Source organism: Streptomyces sp. CS113 (assembly GCF_002188365.1).
Taxonomy (GTDB): Bacteria; Actinomycetota; Actinomycetes; order Streptomycetales; family Streptomycetaceae; genus Streptomyces; species Streptomyces tendae.
The window spans coordinates 2,899,786-2,923,651 of the sequence record NZ_KZ195574.1; the positions used below are offsets into that span (position 1 = coordinate 2,899,786).

The window sequence follows — 23,866 nt, forward strand, 5'->3', positions numbered from 1 at the left end:
ATGCATGCCCCGTGCGGCCCGTCGGGGCCCGCGGCGGCGCAGGCTTCACCCGCTTAACCCTCCTGGTTCGCGGACCCCGCGGGCACGGCCCACGATCGTGCTTACGCGACCGTCGCACCCCGCCCGCCTGGCGTGCGCCGACGACGATCGCCCCAGTCCACGAGGAAGTTCCCGGAGAAGAGGTGGGCCGGATGACGGTCTCTCCCGTCATAGCGACGGATGCCCCGAGCACGGATGCCAGGGACGCGACGGACGCCGCACGCGCCAAGGCCGCGGCGACGGACGCGGGCGGCGTGTCGATATCCGCGTTCGACGGATCCCGTGTGCGGGTCGTCCTGATGCTGGACGTCCACGACGGCATGCAGCAGGAGTTCCTGGACGCCTACGAGCGCATCCGCGACCGGGTAGCCGCCGTTCCGGGACATGTCAGCGACCAGCTGTGCCAGTCCCTGGAGAACCCGACCCAGTGGCTGCTGACCAGTGAGTGGGAGAGCGCCGCGCCCTTCCTGGCCTGGGTCAACAGCGACGAGCACCTGGACACCGTCGAACCGCTGGCGACGTGCGTCCGCGACACCCACTCGCTGCGCTACAGCGTCCTGCGGGAGACCGACGGCGCCCGGCCCGCACCCGGTGAGCCGCGCTCCGCGCCCCGGATCGGGGGCAACGTCGTACGCCACGCCCTGACCTTCACCGTACGGCCCGGCACCGAGGCCGAGACGGCCCGGCTGCTGTCCGAGTACGTGTCGCCCGACGCCCATGTGGACGGCTCCACGCGGCTGCTGCGCACCTCGCTCTTCATGTCCGGCAACCGGATCGTGCGGGCCGTGGAGGTGCGCGGCGACTTGCAGACCGCGCTGCGCCACGTGGCCCGGCAGCCCGGGGTGCGGGCCGTGGAGGAGGCGCTGAACCCGTATCTGGAGCAGGACCGCGACCTCGCCGATCCGCAGTCCGCCCGGCGCTTCTTCACCCGGGCCGCCATGCCGGCCGTCCACCACGCGACCTCCCCCGGCCCGGCCGGTGCGCGCACCGAGCGGCTCGCGCTGCTCTACCCGGTGCGCGCCGGCGCGGGCGGGGAACTGGCCCGGCTGCTGGCCCAGCAGGACGCCCGCGCCGCGCAGGACCCGGACAGCCCGGTGCTCGCGGCCACCGTCTTCCACCGCGACGACCTCGTCGTACGGCTCGTCGACGTGGACGGCGACCCCGAGGCCGCGCCCGCCGCCGTCCTGGGCCTGCACGGGTCCGAGGGTGCCGCGGCCGCCGAGCGGCTGCTGGACACCGCCGCGGTCGGCGTCGACGGGCCGCCGGCCGAGGCGGCCACGTCGGCCCGGCTGCTGACCCGCATCCGTATGACGCCTCTGACCGACCGGCGTTCGGCCGGTTCCTGAACCACTCTCCCCGACCGCGCGGCCGACCGGGCCCGACGGCGTGCCCGCCGGTGGCGCGCGGCTCCCTCCCCGGCTTCTCCCTGCTTCCCCTCCCCCACTTCCTCCCGTCACCCCGGAGTGAACGACATGACAGACCAGCAGGTACGCATCGTCTCCCTCGGCGACATCGCGCCGAACCGCCGTCGCGGCGGAGACCTCCGCGCCCTTCTCACGCCCACCACCGCCGGGTCGACCAGCGGCTTCATGGGTGTGGCCATCGTGCAGCCCGGCGACCGCATCGCCGAGCACTACCACCCGTACTCCGAGGAGTTCGTGTACGTCACGGAGGGCGCCCTGGAGGTGGACCTGGACGGGGTGCCGCACTCGCTCGCCACCGGCCAGGGGCTGCTGATCCCGCAGGACATGCGCCACCGCTTCCGCAACGCGGGGGACGTCGAGGCGCGGCTCGTGTTCCACCTGGGCCCGCTCGCCCCGCGTCCGGAGCTGGGCCACGTCGACACCGAGGACGCGGAGGGCAACGCCCTCCCCTGCGACGGGACGCACGCGGGCCACGCCGGGCACGAGCGGCCCGCTCCCGCGGCCGAGGTGGTGTCATGACCCGGCGCCGGGTCGCCGTCACGGGCATAGGCGTCGTCGCCCCGGGCGGGATCGGCGTGCCCCAGTTCTGGGGGCTGCTGTCCGAAGGCCGTACGGCGACGCGCCGCATCTCCCTGTTCGACCCGTCCGGACTGCGCTCGCAGATCGCCGCCGAGTGCGACTTCGAGCCGACCGACCACGGGCTCGGCCTCGCCACCGCCCAGCGCTGCGACCGGTACGTGCAGTTCGCCCTCGTCGCCGCCTCGGAGGCGGTGCGGGACGCGAACCTCGACATGGACCGCGAGGACCCCTGGCGGGCCGGTGCCACCCTGGGCACCGCGGTCGGCGGCACCACCCGGCTCGAACACGACTACGTCCTGGTCAGCGAGCGCGGCTCGCGCTGGGACGTCGACGCCCGGCGGGCCGAGCCGCACCTGGAGCGGGCGTTCACCCCCGCCACCCTCTCCTCGGCGGTGGCCGAGGAGTTCGGGGCGCGCGGGCCGGTGCAGACGGTCTCCACCGGGTGCACGTCCGGCCTCGACGCGGTCGGGTACGCCTACCACGCGGTCGCCGAGGGCCGCGTCGACGTGTGCCTGGCGGGTGCGGCGGACTCGCCGATATCGCCGATCACCATGGCCTGCTTCGACGCCATCAAGGCGACCTCGCCGAACAACGACGACCCCGAGCACGCCTCCCGGCCCTTCGACGCCGACCGCAACGGCTTCGTGATGGGCGAGGGCGCCGCGGTGCTGGTCCTGGAGGACCTGGAACACGCCCGGGCCCGGGGCGCGGACGTGTACTGCGAGATCTCCGGCTACGCCACCTTCGGCAACGCGTACCACATGACCGGGCTCACCAAGGAGGGCCTGGAGATGGCGCGGGCCATCGACACGGCGCTGGACATGGCCCGCCTCGACGGCTCGGCGATCGACTACGTCAACGCGCACGGTTCCGGCACCCAGCAGAACGACCGGCACGAGACCGCGGCCGTCAAGCGCTCGCTGGGCGAGCACGCCTACGCGACGCCGATGAGCTCGATCAAGTCCATGGTGGGCCACTCGCTCGGCGCCATCGGCTCGATCGAACTGGCCGCGTGCGTACTGGCGATGGCCCGCCAGGTGGTGCCGCCCACGGCCAACTACACCACCCCCGACCCCGAGTGCGACCTGGACTACGTGCCGCGCGAGGCACGGGAGCGGACGCTGCGGCACGTGCTGTCGGTGGGCAGCGGCTTCGGCGGCTTCCAGTCCGCGGTCGTACTGAGCGGCAGTGAAGGAGGGCTGCGATGAGCGGACCACAGCGGACCGGCAGCGGCGCCGGGACCCGGCGCGCGGTCGTCACCGGACTCGGCGTGGTGTCGCCGCACGGCACCGGTGTCGAGGCGCACTGGAAGGCGGTCGCCGACGGCACCAGCAGCCTCGGGCCCGTCACCCGCGAGGGCTGCGCGGACCTGCCGCTGCGGGTCGCGGGCGAGGTGCACGGCTTCGACGCCGCCGAGACGGTCGAGGACCGCTTCCTCGTCCAGACCGACCGGTTCACGCACTTCGCGCTGGCCGCCACCCAGCACGCGCTGGCCGACGCCCGGTTCGGCCGGGCCGACGTCGCCTCGCCGTTCTCGGTCGGTGTGGTGACCGCGGCGGGTTCGGGCGGCGGCGAGTTCGGGCAGCGGGAGCTCCAGAACCTGTGGGGCCAGGGCTCGCGCCACGTCGGCCCCTACCAGTCGATCGCCTGGTTCTACGCGGCCAGCACCGGCCAGGTCTCCATACGCAACGACTTCAAGGGCCCCTGCGGGGTCGTGGCCGCCGACGAGGCCGGCGGCCTGGACGCCCTGGCGCACGCGGCCCTCGCGGTGCGCAACGGCACCGACACGGTGGTCTGCGGCGCGACGGAGGCACCGCTGGCCCCGTACTCGATCGTCTGCCAGCTGGGCTACCCCGAGCTGAGCCGGGCGGCCGAACCCGACCGCGCCTACCGCCCGTTCACCGACGCGGCCTGCGGGTTCGCGCCGGCCGAGGGCGGTGCCGTACTCGTCGTGGAGGAGGAGGCGGCGGCCCGGGAGCGCGGGGCGGACGTGCGGGCGACGGTGGCCGGGCACGCGGCGACCTTCACCGGGCCCGGCCGCTGGGCCGAGTCCCGGGAGGGCCTGGCCCGCGCGATCCAGGGCGCCCTGGCCGAGGCGGGCTGCCGGCCCGAGGAGGTCGACGTGGTCTTCGCGGACGCCCTCGGGCTCCCGGAGGCCGACCGGGCCGAGGCCCTGGCCCTGGCCGACGCGCTGGGCCCGCACGCCGCGCGGGTGCCGGTCACCGCGCCCAAGACCGGGACCGGCCGGGCGTACTGCGCGGCGCCGGTGCTCGACGTGGCGACGGCCGTGCTCGCGATGGAGCACGGGCTGCTCCCGCCGACCCCGCACGTCTTCGACGTGTGCCACGACCTGGACCTGGTGACCGGGCGGGCCCGCCCCGCCGAACCGCGTACGGCCCTGGTCCTCGCCCGCGGGCTCATGGGGTCGAACTCGGCGCTCGTCCTGCGCCGGGGCGCCGTGCCGCCCGCGAGCCGCTGACCGGGGACCCCGGACCGACAACGACGACCACTGACCGACGACCTACGACCTACGACCGACGGCCACGGAGGACATCCGTGGCCGGCCCACCCGATCCGAGTCAAGGAGGACACCCATGACCGACCAGTTGGACTACCAGGTGACCGTCGAGGAGCTGTCGGCGCTGATGAAGCGCACCGCCGGCGTGCACGTCGACCCCGTCACCCTCCAGCAGCAGGCCGACGACGGCTTCGACACCTTCGGCCTGGACTCCCTCGGCCTGCTGGGCATCGTGGCCGAGCTGGAGAAGCGGTACGGACTCGGTCTGCCCGAGCAGGCCGAGCGCTGCAAGACGCCGGCGGATTTCCTCGCGCTGGTGAACGGCGCCCTCAAGACGGGAGTGTGAACATGGCAGGGCACACCGACAACGAGATCACCATCGCCGCTCCGATGGAGCTGGTCTGGAACATGACCAACGACATCGAGAACTGGCCCCGGCTGTTCAGCGAGTACGCCTCGGTCGAGGTGCTCGACCGCGACGAGGACCGCGTCACGTTCCGGCTCACCATGCACCCGGACGCCGACGGCAAGGTGTGGAGCTGGGTCTCCGAGCGGGTCGCGGACCCCGTCACGCGCACGGTCCGCGCCCAGCGGGTGGAGACCGGCCCCTTCCAGTACATGAACATCGTCTGGGAGTACGCGGAGACCGCCGAGGGCACCGTCATGCGCTGGACGCAGGACTTCGCGATGAAGCCGGACGCGCCCGTGGACGACGCGTGGATGACCGACAACATCAACCGCAACTCCCGTACGCAGATGGCGCTGATCCGGGACCGGATCGAGCAGGCGGCGGGCGAGCGGCGGACCGCTTCGGTGCTCGCCGACTGACACCGGCGCGCCGGCCCCGACCGGCACCGTCCGGCACCGACCGGCCCGACCGGCATCGACCGACACCGACGAAACCCGCGAAGGGCAGCACCCATGCACCACACACTGATCGTCGCCCGGATGGCACCCGGCGCGGCACCGGACATCGCGAAGGTGTTCGCGGAGTCCGACAGCGGCGAACTGCCGCACCTGGTCGGCGTCAACCGGCGCAGCCTCTTCGAGTTCGGTGACGGCGTGTACCTGCACCTCATCGAGAGCGACGAGGACCCGGCGCCCACCATCGGCAGGCTGACCGGGCACCCGGAGTTCCGCCAGGTCAGCGAGCGGCTCGAACCGTACGTCTCGGCGTACGACCCGGCGACCTGGCGTGGTCCGAAGGACGCGATGGCGCGCTGCTTCTACCGCTGGGAGCGGACTCCCGCCGGCTGACGGCACCCCGTCCCCGCGTGCGTCGGGGTCATCCGGTCTCCGCCGGGTGACCCCGACGAAGACGTTCCGGGACCCCGACGAAGGCGTTCCTGGACCGCGACGAAGGCGTTCCTGGACCGCGAAGAAGACGTCACAGGACCGCGAACGGAAGATGTCATGGGACCGCGAACGGTTGCACCCGTGCGCCGTATGTCCGCGTGAGAAGGGACACTTCGGAAACCGTGACGTTTTCGCACGTGCGTCCGCTTGGATCTTGGGGGCACTTCAGCACACCGGAGTCCGCTGTGCGCGCCCGCCGACCAGCAGAGAGGACGCACACCGTGGGCCGATCCACCGCCCGCCGGAGCAGCCGGAGAACCGGGCCGACGGATGGCGGGGGCAGATCCCGTTCCCGCGGACGCAGACGCGGGGGCGCCCGCCGCGGCCCCGCCCGCGCGGTCCTCGCCCTCGTCGCCCTCGGGGCCGTCGTGCTCACCGCGGGTGCCGCCGTCGCGTACTGGCGCGACACCCGGCCGCCGGTGACGGACGACCAGGCGGCCGACGTCGCGGACGCCCTGGACGCCTCGACCCGTACGCCTGCTCCTTCGCCCTCCCCCTCGGCGTCGCCGTCCTCCAAGTCGTCCCCGTCTCCGTCGGCGTCGCCCTCGGCCTCGCCCTCCCCCAGCACCATCGCCATTCCGGCGACCGGGCCCGGTACCTTCGTCACCGCCAAGGCCGACGGCACGACCGTGGGCACCGGCAGCCGCGTACGGCGCTACAAGGTCCTGGTCGAGGAGGGCATCGACGTCCGGCCGAGCGCCGCCGCCGCCGAGATAGCCGACGTGCTCGCCGACGACCGCGGCTGGACCCGGGACCGGACCAACTCCTTCCGGCTGGTCGGCAGCGGCTCGTACGACTTCGTGGTGAAGATCGCCACGCCGGGAACCGTCGACGAGATCTGCGGTGCGGCGGGCCTGCGCACCCGGGGCGAGGTCAACTGCAGCGTCGGCACGGACGTCGTGGTGAACCTCAAGCGCTGGGTGCTGGGCTCCCCCCAGTTCGACGGCCCGATCCACGAGTACCGGGCGCTGATCGTCAACCACGAGGTGGGGCACCGCATCGGTCACGGCCACGAGACGTGCCCCGGCGCCGGCCGGCCCGCTCCGGCGATGATGCAGCAGATCAAGGGCCTCAAGGGGTGCGTGGCCAACGCCTGGCCCTACGCCGAGGACGGCACGTACCTGGGCGGCCCCTCGGTTCCCTGAGCGCGCGCCGGGCGCGGTGGGGCCCTGAGCGCGCCCGGTGCGGCGCTTTCGGCGCGGCGCGTTCGGCGGACGGTTCGCGGGACAGGCCGCGGGGCGGGGGGTGAGGATCGGACCATGACCACCACACCGCGCTTCGACCCGCGCACCCTGCTGGCCGAGAGCCGGCTCGGCGTCCTGGCGACGATCAAGTCGGACGGCCGCCCGCAGCTCTCGCCCGTCATGCCCGCCTACGACCCCGACGCGGGCGTCGTCCGCGTCTCCACCCGCGAGGGTCTCGCCAAGACGGCGAACCTGCGCCGGGACCCGCGGGCCGCGCTGGAGGTGACCGCCCCGGACGGCAGGTCCTGGGCCACCGCCGAGGGCGTCGCCACCCTCACCGGGCCGGGCACCGACCCGCACGGCCCCGAGGTGGAGGCGCTCGTCGAGTACTACCGCGCGGCGGCCGGGGAGCACCCGGACTGGGACGAGTACCGCGCCACGATGGTGTCCGACCGCCGGGTGCTGCTCACCCTCACGGTCGAGCGGGTGTACGGCGCCGACCTCGGCTGAGGCGGAGCGCGCGGGGCGGAGAGCGGGGATCGGGAGCGAGCCCCGCGCGCTCGCCAAGTTTTGTGCCGGAGCGGTGAAGGATCCGCCCGCCGTTCCCGTATCTCCAGGCGTACCCGTACGAGTACGCGCGAGCACGCGTGCGCGTACCCCGCGTCGCCCCTGGAGGCACCATGCGCCTGTCCCGCAGCAGGATCGGAGTCGTCGTCCTGTTCGGTGCGATGACCCTGACCCTCACCGCGCTGGCCTTCCCGGCCGTGCTCGGTCTGGACAAGGCCGACGGCAACCAGAACCGGGTGGTGGCGAGTACGAAGTTCGGTCCGCTCACCGAGGCCGACCGGGACTTCGTGGTCAAGGTCCGCGCCGCCGGGCTGTGGGAGTACCCGCTGGGCGAGATCGTGATGGAGCGCGGCACGACGAAGGCGATGAAGACGGCCGGCGAGCACCTGGTCGTCGGGCACGCCGGTCTCGACGCGATGTGCCGCGAGATCTCCCCCGAGCTGGGCATCACGCTGCCCAACCGGGCCTCCCCGCAGCAGGAGGGCTTCGTGGCCACCGTGGACGCCAAGAGCGGCAAGGAGTTCGACTCGTCGGCGGTCAACATCATGCGGGTGACCCACGGTCAGATCTTCCCGGCCATCGCCAAGATCCGGGCCTCCACCAAGAACACCCTCGTGCGGCAGCTGGCGGACCTGGCCAACGACACCGTCCTGGACCACATCACGGTGCTGGAGAAGACCGGTCTCGTCGAGTACGACCAGGTCACCTTCCAGCAGACCGGCCCGGCGAAGCTGCCCAGGGAGAAGGTCACCCCGCCCCCGCCGCAGCCGGGCGAGCGGGTCCTGGTGCTCAAGCCGCGCCCCGACCTGAACGTGAACACCGCCTCCCCGACGCCCACTCCGTCCCCGGCGGCCCCCTGAGCACCCGGACGGGGGCACGATCACGACCGCGTCACGACCGGTGGCGGGGGGAACGGGCCGGCGGTCGCACACGTTCTTAGGAGATGGCGGCCGACGGAGTCCGCCAGGCCAAGACCATCCGGCGCCGGACCCGGTGGTGGGCGGGCCCACCCCTTGCTCCCGCCCGCGTCCGTTCCGGGGCCGACGACAGGAAGAGCGGGACCATGACCGCTTCCGGGCCGGGCAGCGGCGACACACCGGGCGAGCCGGACGGGACGCCGGCCGTGCCCGAGTACGTCTGGCGGCTGTTCCTGGAGGACGACGAGCGCGCCATCCGCGCCTCCGCCCCCAGGGAACCCTCCGCACGCGACCGCGTCCCCGGATGGCGACCGGAGGAACCCTCCGTCGATCGCCCGGACCACAGCGGTCGCTCCGACCGCCCCGATCGCCCCGACCACGCTGGTCACCCCGCTCACTCCGGTCAGCCCGCTCGCTCCGGCGGTCACGCCGACCGCACCCGCGGCACGGTCGGTGAGGCGTGGCGCCGGGAGGAGACGTGGGCCGGGCCGCGCTGGCGCGAGCTGGACGGCCGGGCCCGGCTGCGGCGCGTCGGCCGGGTGGCCGGCACGGCGGCCGCGGTCGCGCTCGCCCTGACCGCCTGGTCGCAGCTGTCCACCGGTCCGGCCACCCCGGGCGGCGAACCGGCCGAGACCATCGGGCAGCGCCTGGAGGAGAGCCCCACCCTGCCCACGGCGGACTCCGGTGCGAAGCCCCCTACGGACTCCCTCGCGCCGACGGGCACCGGCGCGGCGAGCCCCGCCGTGTTCGAGCCCGCGCCGTCCGCGATACCCCGGGCGTCCACGTCTTCCTGGACGTTCGACTGAACGGCCGCACGCCGCCGGAGGGCACCCGCCGACCGGCGTGAGCGGCTCGCGCCCGTCAGGCGCTGCGCCTGCGGGACGCCGTCTTCTTGGCCGTGCTCTTGGCCGCGGGCTTGTCGCCGCCCCTGGTGGTGCTCTTGGCCGTGGCCTTCTTGGCGGTGCTCCTGGCCGCCGTCTTCTTCGCGGACCCGGCGGACTTCGCCGTCGACTTCTTCGGCTCCGCCTTCTTCGCCGCCGTCTTCTTCGCGGCGGTCGACGTCGACTTCTTGCCGCCGGTCTCCTTGGGGGCTCGCCGGGAGGAGGCCTTGCGCTGCGGCAGGGATCTGACCTCCGCCTCCTCGGCCGCCCCGGCCTCCTCGCCGTCGCGGGACTCCCGGGCCGCCCGCACGCTGCTCTCCAGCGCGGCCATCAGGTCGAGGACCTTCCCGGGCGCCGCCTCCTCACGGACCTCCGGGGGCCGCTCGCCGGCGGCCTTGGCGGCGATGACCTCCTCGACGGCCTCCCGGTACTCGTCGTGCAGGTCGTCCAGGTCGATCTCGCCCAGGGTGTCCATGAGGGCGTCGGCGAGGTCCAGCTCCTGGTCGCGCACGGTGACGCCGGCCTCCGGGGCGACGCCCTCGGGGGCCCGGACCTCGTCCGGCCACAGCAGGCCGTGCATCGCGATGGCGTCGCCGACGACCCGGAGCATGCCGAGGCGCTCCCGGCCGCGCAGCGCGAACTTGGCGATCGCGACCCGGTTGCTCCGCTTGAGCGCCTCGCGCAGCAGCGTGTACGGCTTGGCGGCCGGGGCGCCGCTCGCCGCGAGGTAGTAGGCCGAGCCCATCTGGAGCGGGTCGATGCGGTCCTCGGGCACGAAGGCCACGATCTCGATCGTGCGGGCCGTCGGGATCGGCAGCTGGGACAGGTCCTCGTCGGTGATCGGGATCATCGAGCCGTCGGCGTCCTCGTAGGCCTTGCCGATCTCGGCCTGGGTGACCTCGCGGTCCTCCAGTTCGCACACCTTGCGGTAGCGGATCCGGCCGCCGTCCTCCGTGTGGATCTGGCGGAAGGAGACCGAGTGGCTCTCGGTCGCGTTGACCAGCTTGATCGGGATGCTGACCAGGCCGAAGGAGATGGCGCCGTTCCAGATGGATCGCACGTGCAGCACCGTTCCTTTCGGGCGTTTTGTCACTGTTTCATGAGATTCTCATGGTATGGCGCCGATGACGGAAGTGGAGGGGCGGCGGGTGGCCCTCAGCAACCTGGACAAGGTGCTGTATCCCGCGACCGGCTTCACCAAGGGGGAGCTGCTGCACTACTACGCGACGGCCGCGGACGTGCTGCTGCCGCACCTGCGGGACCGGGCGGTCTCCTTCCTGCGCTATCCGGACGGTCCGGACGGCCAGGTGTTCTTCACCAAGAACGTGCCGCCGGGTACCCCCGACTGGGTCACCACGGCCGAGGTCCCCCGTTCGGAGGGTCCGGCGCGGATGGTGCTGGTGCAGGATCTGGCGAGCCTGATGTGGGCGGCGAACCTGGTCACCGAGTTCCACACCCACCAGTGGACCGCGGACGACCCCGGCGAGGCCGACCGGCTGGTGTTCGACCTGGACCCCGGGCCGCCCGCGACCGTGGTGCAGTGCTGCGAGGTCGCGCTGTGGCTGCGGGAGCGGCTGGCGGCGGACGGGATCGAGGCGTACGCCAAGACCTCCGGGGCGAAGGGGCTGCACCTGCTGGCGGGGGTGCGGGGGTCGCCCTCGGAGCGGGTGTCCGAGTACGCGAAGGCGCTGGCGGTGGAGGCGGAGCGGGCGCTGCCGAAGCTGGTGGTGCACCGGATGACGCGCAGCCTGCGGCCGGGGAAGGTGTTCGTGGACTGGAGCCAGAACGCCGCGCGCAAGACCACGGCCGCCCCGTACACCGTGCGGGCCCGCGACGTGCCCGCGGTCTCCACGCCGGTGACGTGGGACGAGGTCGCCGGGTGCGGACGGGCGGAGCAGTTCGTCTTCCTGGCGCCGGACGTCGGGCCCCGGGTGCGGGACCACGGCGACCTGCTGGCGCCCCTGTTCGAGCGGGGCCGGGCGGCGGCCCTGCCCTGAGCGGCCGCGCCCCTCTCTCCCGACGACGGCCTGCGGCCGGGGTGCCCCGCAGTGGCCCGAGGGCCCGGTGACCCGCCGTGCCCCGGGTGACCCGCCATGCCCCGGGGACCCCGGTGAGCCGCCGTGACCCGAGCACCCCGGCGGCCCGCCCCGGTCCTCAGACGCGCTGCCAGGTGCCCCGGTCCCGGGCCATGGCGTGCAGGGCCTCCACGTCCGCCGGTTTCAGCACCCCGCCCGTGCGGGCCAGCTCGGGCAGCTCCCGGTCCGTGAGGACGCGCACCGAGCGGGGCGGGGCGGTGACGGACACGTGGGCCGGCTCGACCAGGACGAGCACCGGGCGGACCTCGGCCGTCAGGGCGTAGGCGGCCCGGTCGGCGTCCGCGCGGGCCCGGCGCAGCAGGGGCAGGGGTGTGCGGCGGCCCAGCGTCACCAGCGGGTCGCCGACCCGTACCCGCTGTCTGCGGGCGGGCAGCACGTGGAGGGCGAACAGACCGCCGGGCCCGATCAGCAGGTGGTGGACGCGGTCGCCGCCGGGCAGCGGGAGGGAGTGCAGGGTGTGCCAGCCGGCGCCGTCGAGCCGGTCGAGGGCGGCTCCGGTCGCCTGCTCGGCGGCCAGCGCCCGGCGGCGCGGGTCGGTGCGCAGCCGGTGCGCCGGTGCGGGCTCGCGCTCCAGGGCGACGAGGAGGGCCTCACCGGGCCGGTTGGGGGCGAGGTCGTCGTCCGGGTGGAGGCTGAGCCGGGCCAGCTCGGCGGGGGTCGGCACCGGCGGCGGGCCGACGGTGACCGGGCCGGTGACGAAGGGGCCGAGGGCCTGGAGGACCTCGTCCCTGCGGTCGTCGCTCAGCAGGTTGACGCGGGCCGCCTCACGGTCGTACCAGGCGACGTTCCCGCCGTCCGGAAGGCAGACGTAGAGCCGTTCCCGGCCGTGGCGCCGGGCCGGCACGACGCGCAGTCCGTCCATGCCATCACCACCCCCGTCCATGGGACCAGGTGGGGTGCTGCCGGGGCAAGAACCCGGTTACCTTGGGCAGGAGTTGGGCAAGCCCTGGGCAGGACTGGGGAGGCGCCTGTGCGTACCCGTGGGATGGGCCCCGACGTGCCGGCCCCGGACCGGCCGTGGGACGAGATCGTGCCGGGGCTGTGGATGGGCGGGCACGAGTTCCGGCGGCCGGCCGGGCGGCTGGAGTTCGCCGTGGTGCGGGACGAGTTCGACCTGGTGCAGACCCTGCTGCGGCTGCCCGGACACGGACCGGACCGCGGTGTCGAGCACCATGTCTGGCCGATCCCGGACGGACCCCTGGACGGCACGCAGCTCGCCGGGGTGATGCGGCTGGCCGAGGCCGCGGGTGAGGCGCTCGACGGGGGCCGGAAGGTCCTCGTCCGCTGCTATCACGGGTACAACCGCTCGGGTCTCGTCGTCGCGCACACGCTGGTGCGCCGGGGCAGCGGCGCCGAGGAGGCGATCCGGCTGATCCGGGCCCGGCGCTCGCCGTGGGCGCTGCACAACGACCTGTTCGTGGCCTACCTCCGGGCCGGCCTGGCCACCGTGCGGCAGCTGGAGGAACTGGCCGAGTAGCCCGGCGGGCCCGTACGCACGCAAAATGGCCTTCCGTACGACAATGCGTGGGTGCCGCGACGGCCGCGGTGCCGCCCGCTGCCGTGCGGGACCGCCGACGCCGATCACCGAACCCCTGGAGTGCAGTGCTCCCGAGCCGCCGCGGGCGCCCCGCCCGCGTCCCCGCCGCCCTCGCGCTGCTCCTGGCGACCGCGGCGACCGGCGCGCTGGCGGCCTGCGGGGACACCGGCGGCCTGGAGAGTGCCGGGGCGACGCCCGCCGCGCGCCATCCGGCCCGGCTCTGGCCCGGCCTGACCCCGGCGTCGAGTCCGGCGTACGACATCGGCGAGGTGGAGCACGCGCCGGTGGAGGGCGTCGCCGTGCCCGGTGGCGACATCCGCAGGGCGGACCCGGTGGCGGCGGTGCGGGCCGAGATCGCCGCGCATCCGGACGACTACGCGGACGCCGAGGCGCAGTACCACGAGACGTCCGTGCGGATGGCGGACTGCGGCACGGACGGCGCCGGTGCCGAGCGCGGCGGCTGCCCGGTGCTGCGGCCGTACTACCGCGACCTGACCGGTGACGGGCGGCCCGAGATGACGCTGGGTTTCCGGCTGCTGCCGGACCGGCTGACCGCCGTGCGGGTGTACACCGTGGAGCAGGACCGGCTGGTACGGATCATGTCCTACGAGGACGCCGTGAGCGCGGTCGAGCTGGCCGGGCGGACGGTGATCGTCCGTTCGCCCTCGGAGGTCGCGGGGTACGAGTACCGGCTCCAGTGGACCTGGGACGCGGACCAGCGGGCCATGCTGCTGACCAGCGACGAGATGCTGCGCACCGACGACGGCGGACTGCACACGAAGCGTCCGTCCGCCTCGCCGTCACCGTCCGCGTCGCCGTCACCGTCCGCGTCGCCCTCGCCGTCGCCGTCCGCGTCGGCTTCCGGGTCGCCCTCGGCGAGCGCCCGGTGAGGCTCGCGCTCCCCCGGTGGGCGGGGCCGCTCGCGGTGCGGGCGGCCGTCTTCATCACCGTGATGTGCTGCGGGCTCGCCGCGCTGCTCGGCGTCCTGGTGCACGTCTCGGTGACCAACCGGACCGTCGGCCAGGCGCGTGACGCGGCCCTGTCCCGGCTGGGCGAGGCGACGGAGTCCTACGAGGCGGGGGACCCGCTGCGGCGCGGGGCCGGCGTCGACCCGGCGGGGCTGCCGCGGCAGCTGCGCGAGCTGGCCGTCTCGGGCCGGCGCGGCACGATGCTCGCCGAGTACGCGGGGCGCCCCACGATGTGGGCGGCGGGGCCCGCCGACGGCGGCCGGGCGCTGGCGGTGCGGGTCGACCACTCCCGGGCCCAGGCCACCATCGACGGTCTGGACGGCACGCTCGTGTGGGCGTCCGCGCTGGCGATCGGGGCGACGCTGCTGGTCGGCGCGTTCGCGGTGACGCGGGTGACACGGCGGCTGCACACCACGGCGCGGGTGGCCCGGCGGATCAGCGCCGGCGACCTCGACGCACGGGTCGGCGATCCGCGCGCCCAGGATCCGACGCGCCCGCAGGACGAGGTGGCGTCGGTCGCCGCGGCGCTGGACTCCATGGCGTCGTCGCTACAGGGCAAGCTGCTCGCCGAGCAGCGGTTCACCGCGGACGTGGCGCACGAGCTGCGCACCCCGCTCACCGGCCTGCACGCGGCGGCCGAGCTGCTGCCGCCCGGCCGCCCCACCGAGCTGGTGCGGGACCGGGTGGCGGCGCTGCGCACCCTGACCGAGGACCTGCTGGAGATCTCCCGGCTGGAGAGCGGGCGGGAGCGTCCGGCGACGGAGCCGGAGGAGCTGGGCGCGCTGGCCCGGCGGGTGGTGCGGGGCTCGGGCACGGACACCCGGGTGGACGTCGTGCGGGACGCCTGGGCGGAGACCGACCGGCGGCGCCTGGAGCGGGTGCTGGGCAACCTGGTCGCGAACGCGCACCGGCACGGGCGGGCGCCGGTGGTGCTGACCGTGGACGGCGCGGTGATCACCGTACGGGACCACGGGGACGGCTATCCGGCGTACCTCCTGGCGCACGGGCCGCAGCGGTTCCGCACCGAGGGCGGGACGAAGGGGCACGGCCTGGGGCTGACGATCGCGCTGGGGCAGGCCGAGGTGCTCGGGGCGCGCCTCGAGTTCACCAACCCGCCGGACGGCGGGGCGCTGGCGCGGCTGACACTGCCTCAGCAACCCTGACCACGGCTCCTTCCCCGATGGCTCAGTGCGGTGGGCGGTGCCTGCGGGGCGCTCCTAATGTGGCGGTTAGTCACCTGAAGACCCGTTCGCTCCCGGGAGGTACTCCCATGTCGCCACTGTCCGCACCGGCTTCGCGTTCACCCCTGGTCCGCGGCCTCGCCACCGCCCTCGCGGCGGGCGCGCTGGCCACCGCCGTCGCCGTCACGCCCGCCGTCGCGAACGACGAGCGGGGCGGGGACACCGGCTCCACGTCCGCCGTCACCGGCGGCGGCGACGGCGGCAGCGAGTGGGGCGGCGACGGCCGCCAGGAGCAGGGCCGCTACCGGGGCGTCGTGACGGCCCAGCGCCTGGCCCTGCGCACCTCGCCGAGCCGCGGTTCGGACGTCATCCGGTACGCCCGCCGGGGCGAGGTCGTCTCCATCTACTGCAAGACGCCCGGCGACCGGGTGAAGGGCAACCCCCTCTGGTACCTCCTCACGGACGGCACCTGGGCCTGGGGCGCGGCCCGGTACATCGACAACATCGGCCCCGCGCCGCGCTGGTGCTGAGCCGGACACCGCGCACACCACACCATTTGGGTAAGTTCCGGACATGACCAAGGCCGGAACCGGAACCGGGATCACCGTGGCACAGGCGGACACCCCTCCTCCCGTCGCCCGGCTCCCCCGGCGCCGGGGCATCGAACTCGCGCTGATCGTCATGGCCGTCCTGCTGTCGGTCTTCGGCTACTGCAACGTCGGCCTCGCCCAGCAGGGCGCCCTGCCGCCCGGCGCGGCCGGTTACGGCGCCGGACTCGGCGTACTCGCGCTCGTCGCCCATCTGGCGGTACGGCTGCGCGCCCCGTACGCCGACCCGCTGCTGCTGCCCATCGGGGTGCTGCTCAACGGCCTCGGCCTGGTGCTGATCTACCGGCTCGACCTGGAGACGCCGGGCGACCGGGCGGCCCCGACCCAGCTGGTGTGGTCGACGCTGGGTGTCGCGCTGTTCATCGTGGTCGTACTGCTCCTGCGCGACCACCGGGTCCTACAGCGCTACGCCTACGTGTGCGTCGCCGCGGCGCTCGCCCTGCTCACCGTGCCGATCTTCTTCCCGGCGGTGAACGGCGCCCGCATCTGGATCCGGATCGAGGGCTTCTCCATCCAGCCCGGCGAGTTCGCGAAGGTGCTGCTCGCGGTGTTCTTCGCCGCCTACCTGGCCGCCAACCGCAGCGCGCTGGCGTACGCGGGCCGCCGGGTGTGGCGGCTGCAACTGCCCACCGGCCGGGTGCTCGGCCCGATCCTCGCGGTGTGGCTGGTCAGTGTCGGCGTCCTGGTCCTGGAGCGGGACCTCGGCACCTCGCTCCTCTTCTTCGGCCTGTTCGTGGTCCTGCTCTACGTCGCCACCGGCCGCACCGGCTGGATCGCCGTCGGGCTGCTGCTGGCCTCGCTGGGCGCGGTCGCCGTGGGCTGGCTGGAGCCGCACGTGCACAGCAGGGTGGAGGACTGGCTGCACCCGTTCGCGTCCATCGAGGCGGGCGACGGCCCGAACCAGCTGGCCCAGTCCCTCTTCGCCTTCGCGGCGGGCGGAGTGACCGGCACCGGTCTCGGCCTCGGCCACTCCGTCCTGATCGGCTTCGCCGTCAAGTCGGACTTCATCCTGGCGACGGCCGGCGAGGAGCTGGGCTTCCTCGGTCTGAGTGCCGTCTTCCTGCTGTACGGGCTGCTGGTGGAGCGCGGCTACCGGGCGGGCCTGGCCGCCCGCGACCCCTTCGGCCGGCTGCTCGCGGTCGGCCTGTCCTCGATCGTGGCGCTCCAGGTGTTCGTCATCGCGGGCGGGGTGACGGGGCTGATCCCGCTGACCGGGATGGCGATGCCGTTCCTGGCGCAGGGCGGGTCCTCGGTCGTCACCAACTGGGCGATCGTGGCGCTGCTGATCCGGGTCAGCCACGCGGCCCGGCGCGGGACGCCCTCGTGACCCGGAACATCCGGCACGCGGCCGTCTTCTGCGCCCTGCTGCTGGTCGCCCTGGTGGTCAACGCGGCCCGGGTGCAGATCGTCCAGAAGCCGGAGTACGACGACAACCCGGCCAACCGCCGCCCCGACATCGCCCGCTACCAGCAACCGCGCGGCGACATCCTGGTCGGCGGCAGGGCGGTCACCGGCTCCCGGGACACCGGCGAGCACCTGCGCTTCGAGCGGACCTACGCGAACGGGCCGATGTACGCGCCGATCACCGGCTTCGCCTCCCAGGCGTACGGGACGACGCTCCTGGAGCAGGCCGAGGACGGGCTGCTGTCCGGCGCCGATCCGATGCTCGCGCCGCTGCCGCTGTGGAACGACGTCACGGGCGCCCACAGTCCCGGCGGCGACGTCGTGACGACCATCGACGGGGCCGCGCAGCGGGCGGCGTTCGAGGGGCTCGGCGGGCGCAAGGGCGCGGTGGCCGCGATCGAGCCGGCCACGGGCCGCATCCTGGCCCTGGTCTCCACCCCCTCCTACGATCCCCAGCTGCTGTCCGGCAACAGCGCGGCCGCCACCCGCACCTGGAACCGGCTGAACGCCGACCCGGACAAGCCGATGCTCAACCGGGCGGTGAGCCGGACCTATCCGCCGGGTTCGACGTTCAAGGTGGTCACCGCGGCGGCGGCGCTGGACGCGGGCGTGATCCGCGACCTGGACGCGCCGACCCGCTCCCCCGACCCGTACACGCTGCCCGGGACGCGGACGACGCTCACGAACGAGGCCGACGGCTGCCGGAACGCCTCGCTGCGGGAGGCGTTCGAGTGGTCCTGCAACACGGTGTTCGCCAAGCTCGGCGTGGACGTGGGCGTGACGGACATGGCGGCCATGGCGGAGGCCTTCGGCTTCAACGACGACGGGCTGCGGGTCCCCTTCCCCGTCGCACGGAGCACCTTCGACACGGCGGTGGACCGGGCGCAGCTCGGCCTGTCGTCGATCGGCCAGTACAACACGCGGGCGACGCCGCTACAGATGGCGACGGTGGCGGCGGCGGTGGCGGGCGGCGGCCAGCTGCGCTCGCCGTACCTGGTGGAGCGGACGCTGCGGGCGGGCGGCAGCCTGGTCGCGGCGGCCGGGTCGCGGCCCTCCCGGGAGGTGATGCGTCCCTCGACGGCGGCGCTGCTCAAGGAGCTGATGACCGGCGTGGTGGACAAGGGCACCGGCGCGAAGGCGGCGATCCCGGGCGCCGTGGTCGGCGGCAAGACCGGCACGGCCCAGCACGGCGTCGGCAACTCGGGCACGCCGTACGCGTGGTTCGTCTCCTGGGCGCGGGGCGCCGGCGACGTGGAGCCGAAGGTCGCGGTGGCGGTGGTGGTCGAGGGCTCGGCGGCGGACCGGGAGGGCATCAGCGGGGGCGGGCTCGCGGCGCCGATCGCGCGGGCGGTGATGGAGGCGGTGCTCGGGGGATGAGACGGGGGTACCGCCCGCCGAAGCTCCCGACCTAACGTTCGGTACATGACTGAAGACGCCGTGTACGAACTCGCCCAGGTCAACATCGCCCGCCTCAAGGCCCCGCTGGACTCACCGCAGTTGAAGGACTTCGTGGACGCCCTCGATCCGGTGAACGCCGCGGCCGACGCGGCGGACGGCTTCGTGTGGCGGCTCCAGAGCGAGGGCGGGGACGCCACCGACATCCCGGTCTTCGGGGACTCCTGGCTGATCGTCAACCTGACCACGTGGCGGGACGCGGACGCCCTGACGGCGTTCATGTACCAGGGGCGGCACCGGGAGATGCTGGCCCGGCGGCGCGAGTGGTTCGAGCGGCTCGCGGAGGCCGTCACCACTCTGTGGTGGGTGCCGGCCGGCCACCGTCCGACGGTCGCGGAGGCGGAGTCCCGACTGCTGCACCTGCGCACCCACGGTCCCACGCCGTACGCCTTCACCCTGCGGACGTCCTACCCGGCCGGGGCGTCGGAGCCGGTCCCTGGCGAGGTGCCGGAGGGACTGGGCTGCTCGGTCTGAGGAGCTGAACACCTCTCACTTCTTTACTCGCGGTCAACAAGTTCCGCGCAGGGGATTGACGAGCTTGCTGACACGCAGTCTCATAAGAGTCGCACAGTGGAGTGACCGCGGGTAACACGATCCGTTCGACGAGGTGGGACACAGCCATGACGACGCTGACGGAAGCCGACGCGCTCGAGGGCCTGCGCGACGCGCTCGGCCTGCTCAAGGACCGGGAGCAGGTGGCCGAACGGCTGCTCGACTCGTCCGCCAAACACTCCTTCGACCCGGACAAGGAGCTGGACTGGGACGCGCCGTTCGAGGACGGCAAGTGGTTCTGGCCGCCGGAGCTGGTGTCGCTGTACGACACCCCGATGTGGCAGCGGATGAGCGAGGAGCAGCGCATCGCGCTCTCCCAGCACGAGGCCGCCGCGCTCGCCTCGCTCGGCATCTGGTTCGAGCTGATCCTCATGCAGCTCCTGGTCCGGCACATCTACGACAAGGCCGCGACGAGCGCCCACGTGCGCTACGCGCTGACCGAGATCGAGGACGAGTGCCGGCACTCGAAGATGTTCGCCAGGCTGATATCCCGCGGCGAGACGCCGTGGTACCCGGTGAGCCCCGTGCACCAGCACCTCGGGCGCCTGTTCAAGACGATCTCCACCACGCCCGGCTCCTTCACCGCCACGCTGCTCGGCGAGGAGGTCCTGGACTGGATGCAGCGGCTGACCTTCCCGGACGAGCGGGTCCAGCCGCTGATCCGCGGCGTCACGCGCATCCACGTCGTCGAGGAGGCCCGGCACGTGCGGTACGCCCGCGAGGAGCTGCGGCGGCAGATGGTGACGGCACCGAAGTGGTCGCAGGAGTTCACCCGGGTCACCTCCGGCGAGTTCGCCCGCGTCTTCTCCAAGGCCTTCATCAACCCCGAGGTCTACACGAACGTCGGCCTCGACAAGCGGGAGGCCCTGGCCCAGGTCCAGGCCAGCGGCCACCGCAAGGAGATCATGCAGACCGGCGCGAAGCGCCTGACCGACTTCCTGGACGACATCGGCGTCCTGCGCGGTGCCGGCCGCAGGCTGTGGCGGTCGTCGGGGCTGCTGGCCTAGTCCGGCCGGTCCGCTCCGCCGGCATGGGTGGGCGCCCGGTTGTGCGGGTTACGCTGCGGTTCATGACCCCGCAGGCCTCCACCCCCGCCTACCGCCGGCTCAGCGTCGAGGAGCGCCGCGTCCAGTTGCTGGAGGCGGCGCTCACCCTCTTCGCGCACCGGCCCCCGGAGGAGGTCTCCCTGGACGACGTCGCCGAGCAGGCCGGGGTCTCGCGGCCGCTGGTGTACCGGTACTTCCCCGGCGGCAAGCAGCAGCTGTACGAGGCCGCGCTCAGGTCCGCCGCCGACGAGCTGCGGCTCTGCTTCGACGAACCCCGCGAGGGCCCGCTGCTGGCCCGGCTGTCCCGCGCCCTGGACCGCTACCTCACCTTCGTCGACCAGCACGACACCGGTTTCAGCGCCCTGCTGCGCGGCGGCAGCGTGGTGGAGACCTCGCGGACCTCGGGCATCGTGGACGGCGTGCGCCGGGCCGCGGCCGACCACATCATGCGCCACCTGGACGTCACCGAGCCCGGCCCCCGGCTGCGCATGACCGTCCGGATGTGGATCACGGCGGTGGAGGCGGCCTCGCTGATCTGGCTGGACGAGGACAAGCAGCCGCCCGTGGACGAGCTGCGGGACTGGCTGGTGGAGCAGTTCCTGGCCCTGCTGACGGTCACCGGCCGCCGCGACCCGCAGACCGCGACGCTGGTCGAGGCGCTGGCGGCGGATCTCTGACCCGGGGCGGCGGCTTCCGCCCGCGGGGCGCCGATCACCGACACTGGTGCCGTGAAGAGCGAAGACACCCCCTTCGAGGGCGGCCCCATGGACGGACGCGTGCTGCCCGTCCTGGTCGGGATGACCGGGCACCCGCCGAAGACGTACCGCATCCCCGTACCGGACCCGGACGGCGGCCCGCCCACCGTGCTGGTGTACCGGAGGGAACCCCGGGACGCCCGGGGCGGGCTGCGGTTCGCCCGGTGGAAGTACACCTACGACCCCTCGGGCCGGAAGGGCTCGGGCCGCAGGTGGCCGTGGTCGAAGCCGGACCGCCCGGCGGCCGCCGATCCAGACGCCACGCCGCCCGGCAAGCCGGACGACGCGGACGGGTGACCTCGTTGCGCCGATCCGCGCACACTCGGCGCGCGCGGCCCGCGCACCCGCCCCATGCTCACCGTGCGGAGCGGACCCACCGCCCCGCACCGGAGGTGATGGTGTGTCAGAAAGGCTCCTGCGTCTGGTGTGCACGGCCGCGATGGCGGCCGGGATCGTCCTCGCGCCCGTGCCCGCGGCGGCCGAACCCGCACCCGGCACGGCCGACGACCGTACCGTGGCCGGACTGCTGACGGACCTTCAGCGGCTGTACCGGGAGGCGGAGAACGCCACCGAGACCTACAACGGCACCGAGGAGCGGCTGCGCGAGCAGCGCGCCGAGGTGCGGCGGCTGGACGCCGCACTGGCCCGGACCCGTACGTCGCTGCACGACAGCCGGGGCGCGGCAGGACGGCTGGCCCGGCAGCAGTACCAGAGCAGCGGCAACCTCTCCCCCTACCTGCGGCTGCTGCTGGCCCGCGACCCGCAGCACGCGATCGACCAGGGCCGCGTGATCGGCCGGCTGGCCCGGGAACGGGTGGAGACCGTGGGCCGCCTGACGGGCGACGAGAAGAAGGCGCAGGAGCTCTCCCGGCGCTCGCGGGAGGCCCTGGGCCGGCAGGCCGCCCTCGCCGAGCGCCAGGAGAGGGAACGGGACGGCGTACGCGAACGCCTGCGCGCCGTGGAGGAGATGCTCGCCTCCCTCACCCCCGAGCAGCTGGCCGCCCTGGCCGAGCTGGAGAGCAGCGGGATCGCCGAGGAGCAGGAGCGGTTCCTGGCGTCCGGCGCGCTCGGCGACGACGCCAAGCCGTCGGCCGGGGGCGAGAGCGCGGTGCGCTTCGCGGTGGAGCAGCTCGGCAAGCCGTACGAGTGGGGCGCCGAGGGCCCGGCGTCGTACGACTGCTCGGGGCTGACCTCCGTGGCCTGGGAGCGGGCCGGGACGCCGATCCCGCGCACCAGCCAGGAGCAGTGGGCCCGCCTGGACCACGTGCCGCTGGACGAACTGCGCCCCGGCGACCTGGTCGTGTACTTCCCCGAGGCCACCCATGTGGCGCTGTACCTCGGTGACGGCAGGGTCGTCCAGGCACCGCGCCCCGGCGCCGACGTCAAGGTGTCGCCGATCGCGGCCAACCCGGTCCTGGGCGCCGTACGGCCCGACCCCGGCGGGGAGCCGGTGCGGCGCTACACGCCACCGCGGCTCCCCCGGGGAGCGACGGACGGGCCGGACGCGGGGTACGCGACCGCCTACGCGCCCGCGGCGCCCGAGAGCTCGGCCAGGTAGCCCTCGGTCTTCGCCGGGTCGTAGAAGAAGTTCTCGAAGTCCGACGGGTCGTTGAAGCCGTTGGCGAAGCGGTCGGCGATGGGCTGGAGCTGCGTCGCCGCGCCGAACAGGTTCAGGATGTGCTCCGGCGGCGGGGCCAGCATGGTGTTGGTCCACTTGGTGACGTGCTGGGCGGTCTCCCAGTAGCGGTCGAAGGTCTGCTGCATCCAGGTCTCGTCGAACTCCTGCTCGCCGTGCTCGATGATCGAGGCGAGGTAGGAGGCGGCGCACTTGGAGGCGGAGTTGGAGCCCTGACCGGTGATCGGGTCGTTGGCGACGACCACGTCGGCCACGCCGAGGACGAGCCCGCCGCCGGGGAGGCGGCCGATCGGGTTGCGGACGGTGGGGGCGTAGCGTCCCGCCAGGGTGCCGCCGGCGTCGGTCAGTTCGACCTTGGTGGCCCGCGCGTACTCCCAGGGGAGGAACTTCTCCATGAGTTCCAGGGTCAGGGAGAGGTGCTCCGAGGGGTCCTTGACGTCCTTGAAGACGTCCAGCGGGCCGCCGGGTATGCCCTCCCAGAACAGGATGTCGGCGCGGCCCGAGGTGGTGAACGTCGGCATGACGAACAGCTCGCCCACGCCCGGCACCAGGTTGCAGCGCACGGCCTCCGTCTCCGGGTGCTCCGGGCGCGGGGCCATCCCGTGCACGTAGGCGACGGCGAGGGCGCGCTGCGGCTCGCTGTACGGCGACCTCTCGGGGTCCCGGCCGAACATCTGGACCAGCTCGCCCTTGCCCGCCGAGACCAGGACGAGGTCGTAGGCGCGGGAGAAGTAGTCCAGGTCGCCGACGGCCGCGCCGTGGATGACCAGCTGGCCGCCGCGCTGCGCGAAGGTCTCCATCCAGCCGGCCATCTTCACCCGCTGGTCGACCGACTGGGCGAAGCCGTCGAGGTGCCCCAGCCAGTCGATCGCGCGCTGCGAGGGGCCCGGGTCGAAGGAGCCGGGGGCCGCCACGGAGACGCCGAGCCCCTCGATCTTCGGGGCCTGGGACTCCCAGAAGTTCAGCTGGAGATCGCGCTCGTGCTGGAGTGCCGTGTGGAACATGCACTGCGTCGACATGACCCGGCCGGTGCGGATCTCGTCCGCGGTCCGGTTGGACATCAGGGTGACCTCGTAGCCGTGCGACTGAAGGCCGAGGGCGAGCTGGAGACCGGACTGGCCGGCTCCGACGACGAGTATCTTCCGCATGCGGTTTTCCGTCTC

26 protein-coding genes are annotated in these 23,866 nt (G+C 73.8%); 23 read left to right on the plus strand and 3 right to left on the minus strand.

Translation table 11 applies throughout. The features are described 5' to 3' along the window. The first annotated feature begins 191 nt into the window (after positions 1 to 191). The 11 genes from B9W62_RS12410 to B9W62_RS12460 all read left to right on the plus strand — a co-directional run bounded on the left by B9W62_RS12410 (position 192) and on the right by B9W62_RS12460 (position 9,390). Positions 192 to 1,385: a SchA/CurD-like domain-containing protein gene (locus tag B9W62_RS12410; protein WP_087807238.1), complete on the plus strand. Its 1,194-nt coding sequence runs from the start codon at positions 192 to 194 to the stop codon at positions 1,383 to 1,385. 126 nt (positions 1,386 to 1,511) lie between these two features. Further along, on the plus strand, positions 1,512 to 1,982 hold the full coding sequence (locus tag B9W62_RS12415) for a cupin domain-containing protein (protein WP_087807239.1): 471 nt from the start codon (positions 1,512 to 1,514) through the stop codon (positions 1,980 to 1,982). Then, positions 1,979 to 3,250 carry a beta-ketoacyl-[acyl-carrier-protein] synthase family protein gene (locus B9W62_RS12420; protein WP_087807240.1) on the plus strand — a complete coding sequence of 424 codons (1,272 nt, stop codon included), beginning with the start codon at positions 1,979 to 1,981 and terminating at the stop codon, positions 3,248 to 3,250. Before B9W62_RS12415 ends, B9W62_RS12420 begins: the two co-directional genes overlap by 4 nt. Next, positions 3,247 to 4,521 (plus strand): ketosynthase chain-length factor, encoded by a 1,275-nt coding sequence (locus tag B9W62_RS12425; RefSeq protein WP_087807241.1) that lies wholly within the window; start codon positions 3,247 to 3,249, stop codon positions 4,519 to 4,521. The genes B9W62_RS12420 and B9W62_RS12425 overlap by 4 nt, the downstream gene beginning before the upstream one ends. Positions 4,522 to 4,636: 115 nt before the next feature. Further along, positions 4,637 to 4,906: an acyl carrier protein gene (locus B9W62_RS12430; RefSeq protein WP_087807242.1), complete on the plus strand. Its 270-nt coding sequence runs from the start codon at positions 4,637 to 4,639 to the stop codon at positions 4,904 to 4,906. Between the two features lie 2 nt (positions 4,907 to 4,908). After that, positions 4,909 to 5,388 (plus strand): SRPBCC family protein, encoded by a 480-nt coding sequence (locus B9W62_RS12435; RefSeq protein WP_087807243.1) that lies wholly within the window; start codon positions 4,909 to 4,911, stop codon positions 5,386 to 5,388. A gap of 93 nt (positions 5,389 to 5,481) precedes the next feature. After that, a complete protein-coding gene (locus B9W62_RS12440; RefSeq protein ID WP_011030169.1) occupies positions 5,482 to 5,817 on the plus strand; it encodes a TcmI family type II polyketide cyclase in 336 nt (111 codons plus the stop codon). 320 nt (positions 5,818 to 6,137) lie between these two features. Beyond that, positions 6,138 to 7,061, plus strand: coding sequence for a DUF3152 domain-containing protein (locus tag B9W62_RS12445; RefSeq protein ID WP_087807244.1), 924 nt, complete (start codon positions 6,138 to 6,140; stop codon positions 7,059 to 7,061). 114 nt (positions 7,062 to 7,175) lie between these two features. Next, positions 7,176 to 7,610 carry a PPOX class F420-dependent oxidoreductase gene (locus tag B9W62_RS12450; protein ID WP_087807245.1) on the plus strand — a complete coding sequence of 145 codons (435 nt, stop codon included), beginning with the start codon at positions 7,176 to 7,178 and terminating at the stop codon, positions 7,608 to 7,610. A gap of 170 nt (positions 7,611 to 7,780) precedes the next feature. Beyond that, on the plus strand, positions 7,781 to 8,527 hold the full coding sequence (locus B9W62_RS12455; protein WP_087807246.1) for a DUF4142 domain-containing protein: 747 nt from the start codon (positions 7,781 to 7,783) through the stop codon (positions 8,525 to 8,527). Between the two features lie 203 nt (positions 8,528 to 8,730). After that, entirely contained in the window at positions 8,731 to 9,390 is a 660-nt protein-coding gene (locus B9W62_RS12460; protein ID WP_087807247.1) for a hypothetical protein, read from the plus strand. 55 nt (positions 9,391 to 9,445) lie between these two features. Here B9W62_RS12460 and B9W62_RS12465 read toward each other — a convergent pair whose 3' ends face one another. Then, on the minus strand, positions 9,446 to 10,525 hold the full coding sequence (locus B9W62_RS12465) for a non-homologous end joining protein Ku (RefSeq protein WP_179235456.1): 1,080 nt from the start codon (positions 10,523 to 10,525) through the stop codon (positions 9,446 to 9,448). A 55-nt stretch (positions 10,526 to 10,580) separates the two neighbouring features. Between B9W62_RS12465 and ligD the strand changes: the two genes are divergently transcribed. Beyond that, the gene (gene ligD, locus B9W62_RS12470) at positions 10,581 to 11,462 is read left to right on the plus strand and encodes a non-homologous end-joining DNA ligase (RefSeq protein WP_087807249.1); all 882 of its coding nucleotides are present in this window, start codon (positions 10,581 to 10,583) and stop codon (positions 11,460 to 11,462) included. A 157-nt stretch (positions 11,463 to 11,619) separates the two neighbouring features. Here ligD and B9W62_RS12475 read toward each other — a convergent pair whose 3' ends face one another. Next, positions 11,620 to 12,423, minus strand: coding sequence for a nuclease-related domain-containing protein (locus tag B9W62_RS12475; protein WP_179235457.1), 804 nt, complete (start codon positions 12,421 to 12,423; stop codon positions 11,620 to 11,622). Between the two features lie 108 nt (positions 12,424 to 12,531). Between B9W62_RS12475 and B9W62_RS12480 the strand changes: the two genes are divergently transcribed. The 11 genes from B9W62_RS12480 (at position 12,532) to B9W62_RS12530 (ending at position 22,625) form a co-directional block, all read left to right on the plus strand. Then, on the plus strand, positions 12,532 to 13,038 hold the full coding sequence (locus B9W62_RS12480) for a protein-tyrosine phosphatase family protein (protein ID WP_179235458.1): 507 nt from the start codon (positions 12,532 to 12,534) through the stop codon (positions 13,036 to 13,038). A 125-nt stretch (positions 13,039 to 13,163) separates the two neighbouring features. After that, a complete protein-coding gene (locus B9W62_RS12485; RefSeq protein WP_087807251.1) occupies positions 13,164 to 13,988 on the plus strand; it encodes a hypothetical protein in 825 nt (274 codons plus the stop codon). Continuing rightward, positions 13,985 to 15,229, plus strand: coding sequence for an ATP-binding protein (locus tag B9W62_RS12490; protein WP_087807252.1), 1,245 nt, complete (start codon positions 13,985 to 13,987; stop codon positions 15,227 to 15,229). Before B9W62_RS12485 ends, B9W62_RS12490 begins: the two co-directional genes overlap by 4 nt. A 107-nt stretch (positions 15,230 to 15,336) precedes the next feature. After that, entirely contained in the window at positions 15,337 to 15,777 is a 441-nt protein-coding gene (locus B9W62_RS12495) for an SH3 domain-containing protein (protein WP_087807253.1), read from the plus strand. Between the two features lie 43 nt (positions 15,778 to 15,820). Next, positions 15,821 to 17,182: an FtsW/RodA/SpoVE family cell cycle protein gene (locus tag B9W62_RS12500; RefSeq protein WP_179235459.1), complete on the plus strand. Its 1,362-nt coding sequence runs from the start codon at positions 15,821 to 15,823 to the stop codon at positions 17,180 to 17,182. Next, positions 17,179 to 18,636: a penicillin-binding transpeptidase domain-containing protein gene (locus tag B9W62_RS12505; protein ID WP_087807254.1), complete on the plus strand. Its 1,458-nt coding sequence runs from the start codon at positions 17,179 to 17,181 to the stop codon at positions 18,634 to 18,636. The genes B9W62_RS12500 and B9W62_RS12505 overlap by 4 nt, the downstream gene beginning before the upstream one ends. A 45-nt stretch (positions 18,637 to 18,681) precedes the next feature. Then, the gene (locus B9W62_RS12510; RefSeq protein WP_087807255.1) at positions 18,682 to 19,188 is read left to right on the plus strand and encodes a DUF3291 domain-containing protein; all 507 of its coding nucleotides are present in this window, start codon (positions 18,682 to 18,684) and stop codon (positions 19,186 to 19,188) included. Between the two features lie 146 nt (positions 19,189 to 19,334). Beyond that, entirely contained in the window at positions 19,335 to 20,273 is a 939-nt protein-coding gene (locus B9W62_RS12515) for an AurF N-oxygenase family protein (protein ID WP_087807256.1), read from the plus strand. Positions 20,274 to 20,335: 62 nt separating this feature from the next. After that, positions 20,336 to 20,989 (plus strand): TetR/AcrR family transcriptional regulator, encoded by a 654-nt coding sequence (locus B9W62_RS12520; RefSeq protein WP_087807257.1) that lies wholly within the window; start codon positions 20,336 to 20,338, stop codon positions 20,987 to 20,989. 51 nt (positions 20,990 to 21,040) lie between these two features. Then, positions 21,041 to 21,364, plus strand: a complete 324-nt coding sequence (locus B9W62_RS12525) for a hypothetical protein (RefSeq protein ID WP_087807258.1) — start codon at positions 21,041 to 21,043, stop codon at positions 21,362 to 21,364. A gap of 103 nt (positions 21,365 to 21,467) precedes the next feature. Then, positions 21,468 to 22,625 (plus strand): C40 family peptidase, encoded by a 1,158-nt coding sequence (locus B9W62_RS12530; protein ID WP_087807259.1) that lies wholly within the window; start codon positions 21,468 to 21,470, stop codon positions 22,623 to 22,625. On the opposite strand, the gene B9W62_RS12535 is transcribed toward B9W62_RS12530, so the two are convergent. Further along, positions 22,589 to 23,851 carry a styrene monooxygenase/indole monooxygenase family protein gene (locus B9W62_RS12535; RefSeq protein WP_087807260.1) on the minus strand — a complete coding sequence of 421 codons (1,263 nt, stop codon included), beginning with the start codon at positions 23,849 to 23,851 and terminating at the stop codon, positions 22,589 to 22,591. The genes B9W62_RS12530 and B9W62_RS12535 overlap by 37 nt on opposite strands. Between the last annotated feature and the right edge of the window lie 15 nt (positions 23,852 to 23,866).

Coding starts and splice junctions, on each gene's coding strand:
- B9W62_RS12410 (WP_087807238.1), top strand. CDS start 192: ATGACGGTCTCTCCCGTCATAGCGACGGATGCCCCGAGCACGGATGCC.
- B9W62_RS12415 (WP_087807239.1), top strand. CDS start 1,512: ATGACAGACCAGCAGGTACGCATCGTCTCCCTCGGCGACATCGCGCCG.
- B9W62_RS12420 (WP_087807240.1), top strand. CDS start 1,979: ATGACCCGGCGCCGGGTCGCCGTCACGGGCATAGGCGTCGTCGCCCCG.
- B9W62_RS12425 (WP_087807241.1), top strand. CDS start 3,247: ATGAGCGGACCACAGCGGACCGGCAGCGGCGCCGGGACCCGGCGCGCG.
- B9W62_RS12430 (WP_087807242.1), top strand. CDS start 4,637: ATGACCGACCAGTTGGACTACCAGGTGACCGTCGAGGAGCTGTCGGCG.
- B9W62_RS12435 (WP_087807243.1), top strand. CDS start 4,909: ATGGCAGGGCACACCGACAACGAGATCACCATCGCCGCTCCGATGGAG.
- B9W62_RS12440 (WP_011030169.1), top strand. CDS start 5,482: ATGCACCACACACTGATCGTCGCCCGGATGGCACCCGGCGCGGCACCG.
- B9W62_RS12450 (WP_087807245.1), top strand. CDS start 7,176: ATGACCACCACACCGCGCTTCGACCCGCGCACCCTGCTGGCCGAGAGC.
- B9W62_RS12455 (WP_087807246.1), top strand. CDS start 7,781: ATGCGCCTGTCCCGCAGCAGGATCGGAGTCGTCGTCCTGTTCGGTGCG.
- B9W62_RS12460 (WP_087807247.1), top strand. CDS start 8,731: ATGACCGCTTCCGGGCCGGGCAGCGGCGACACACCGGGCGAGCCGGAC.
- ligD (WP_087807249.1), top strand. CDS start 10,581: ATGGCGCCGATGACGGAAGTGGAGGGGCGGCGGGTGGCCCTCAGCAAC.
- B9W62_RS12475 (WP_179235457.1), bottom strand. CDS start 12,423: ATGGACGGACTGCGCGTCGTGCCGGCCCGGCGCCACGGCCGGGAACGG.
- B9W62_RS12495 (WP_087807253.1), top strand. CDS start 15,337: ATGTCGCCACTGTCCGCACCGGCTTCGCGTTCACCCCTGGTCCGCGGC.
- B9W62_RS12500 (WP_179235459.1), top strand. CDS start 15,821: ATGACCAAGGCCGGAACCGGAACCGGGATCACCGTGGCACAGGCGGAC.
- B9W62_RS12510 (WP_087807255.1), top strand. CDS start 18,682: ATGACTGAAGACGCCGTGTACGAACTCGCCCAGGTCAACATCGCCCGC.
- B9W62_RS12515 (WP_087807256.1), top strand. CDS start 19,335: ATGACGACGCTGACGGAAGCCGACGCGCTCGAGGGCCTGCGCGACGCG.
- B9W62_RS12520 (WP_087807257.1), top strand. CDS start 20,336: ATGACCCCGCAGGCCTCCACCCCCGCCTACCGCCGGCTCAGCGTCGAG.
- B9W62_RS12535 (WP_087807260.1), bottom strand. CDS start 23,851: ATGCGGAAGATACTCGTCGTCGGAGCCGGCCAGTCCGGTCTCCAGCTC.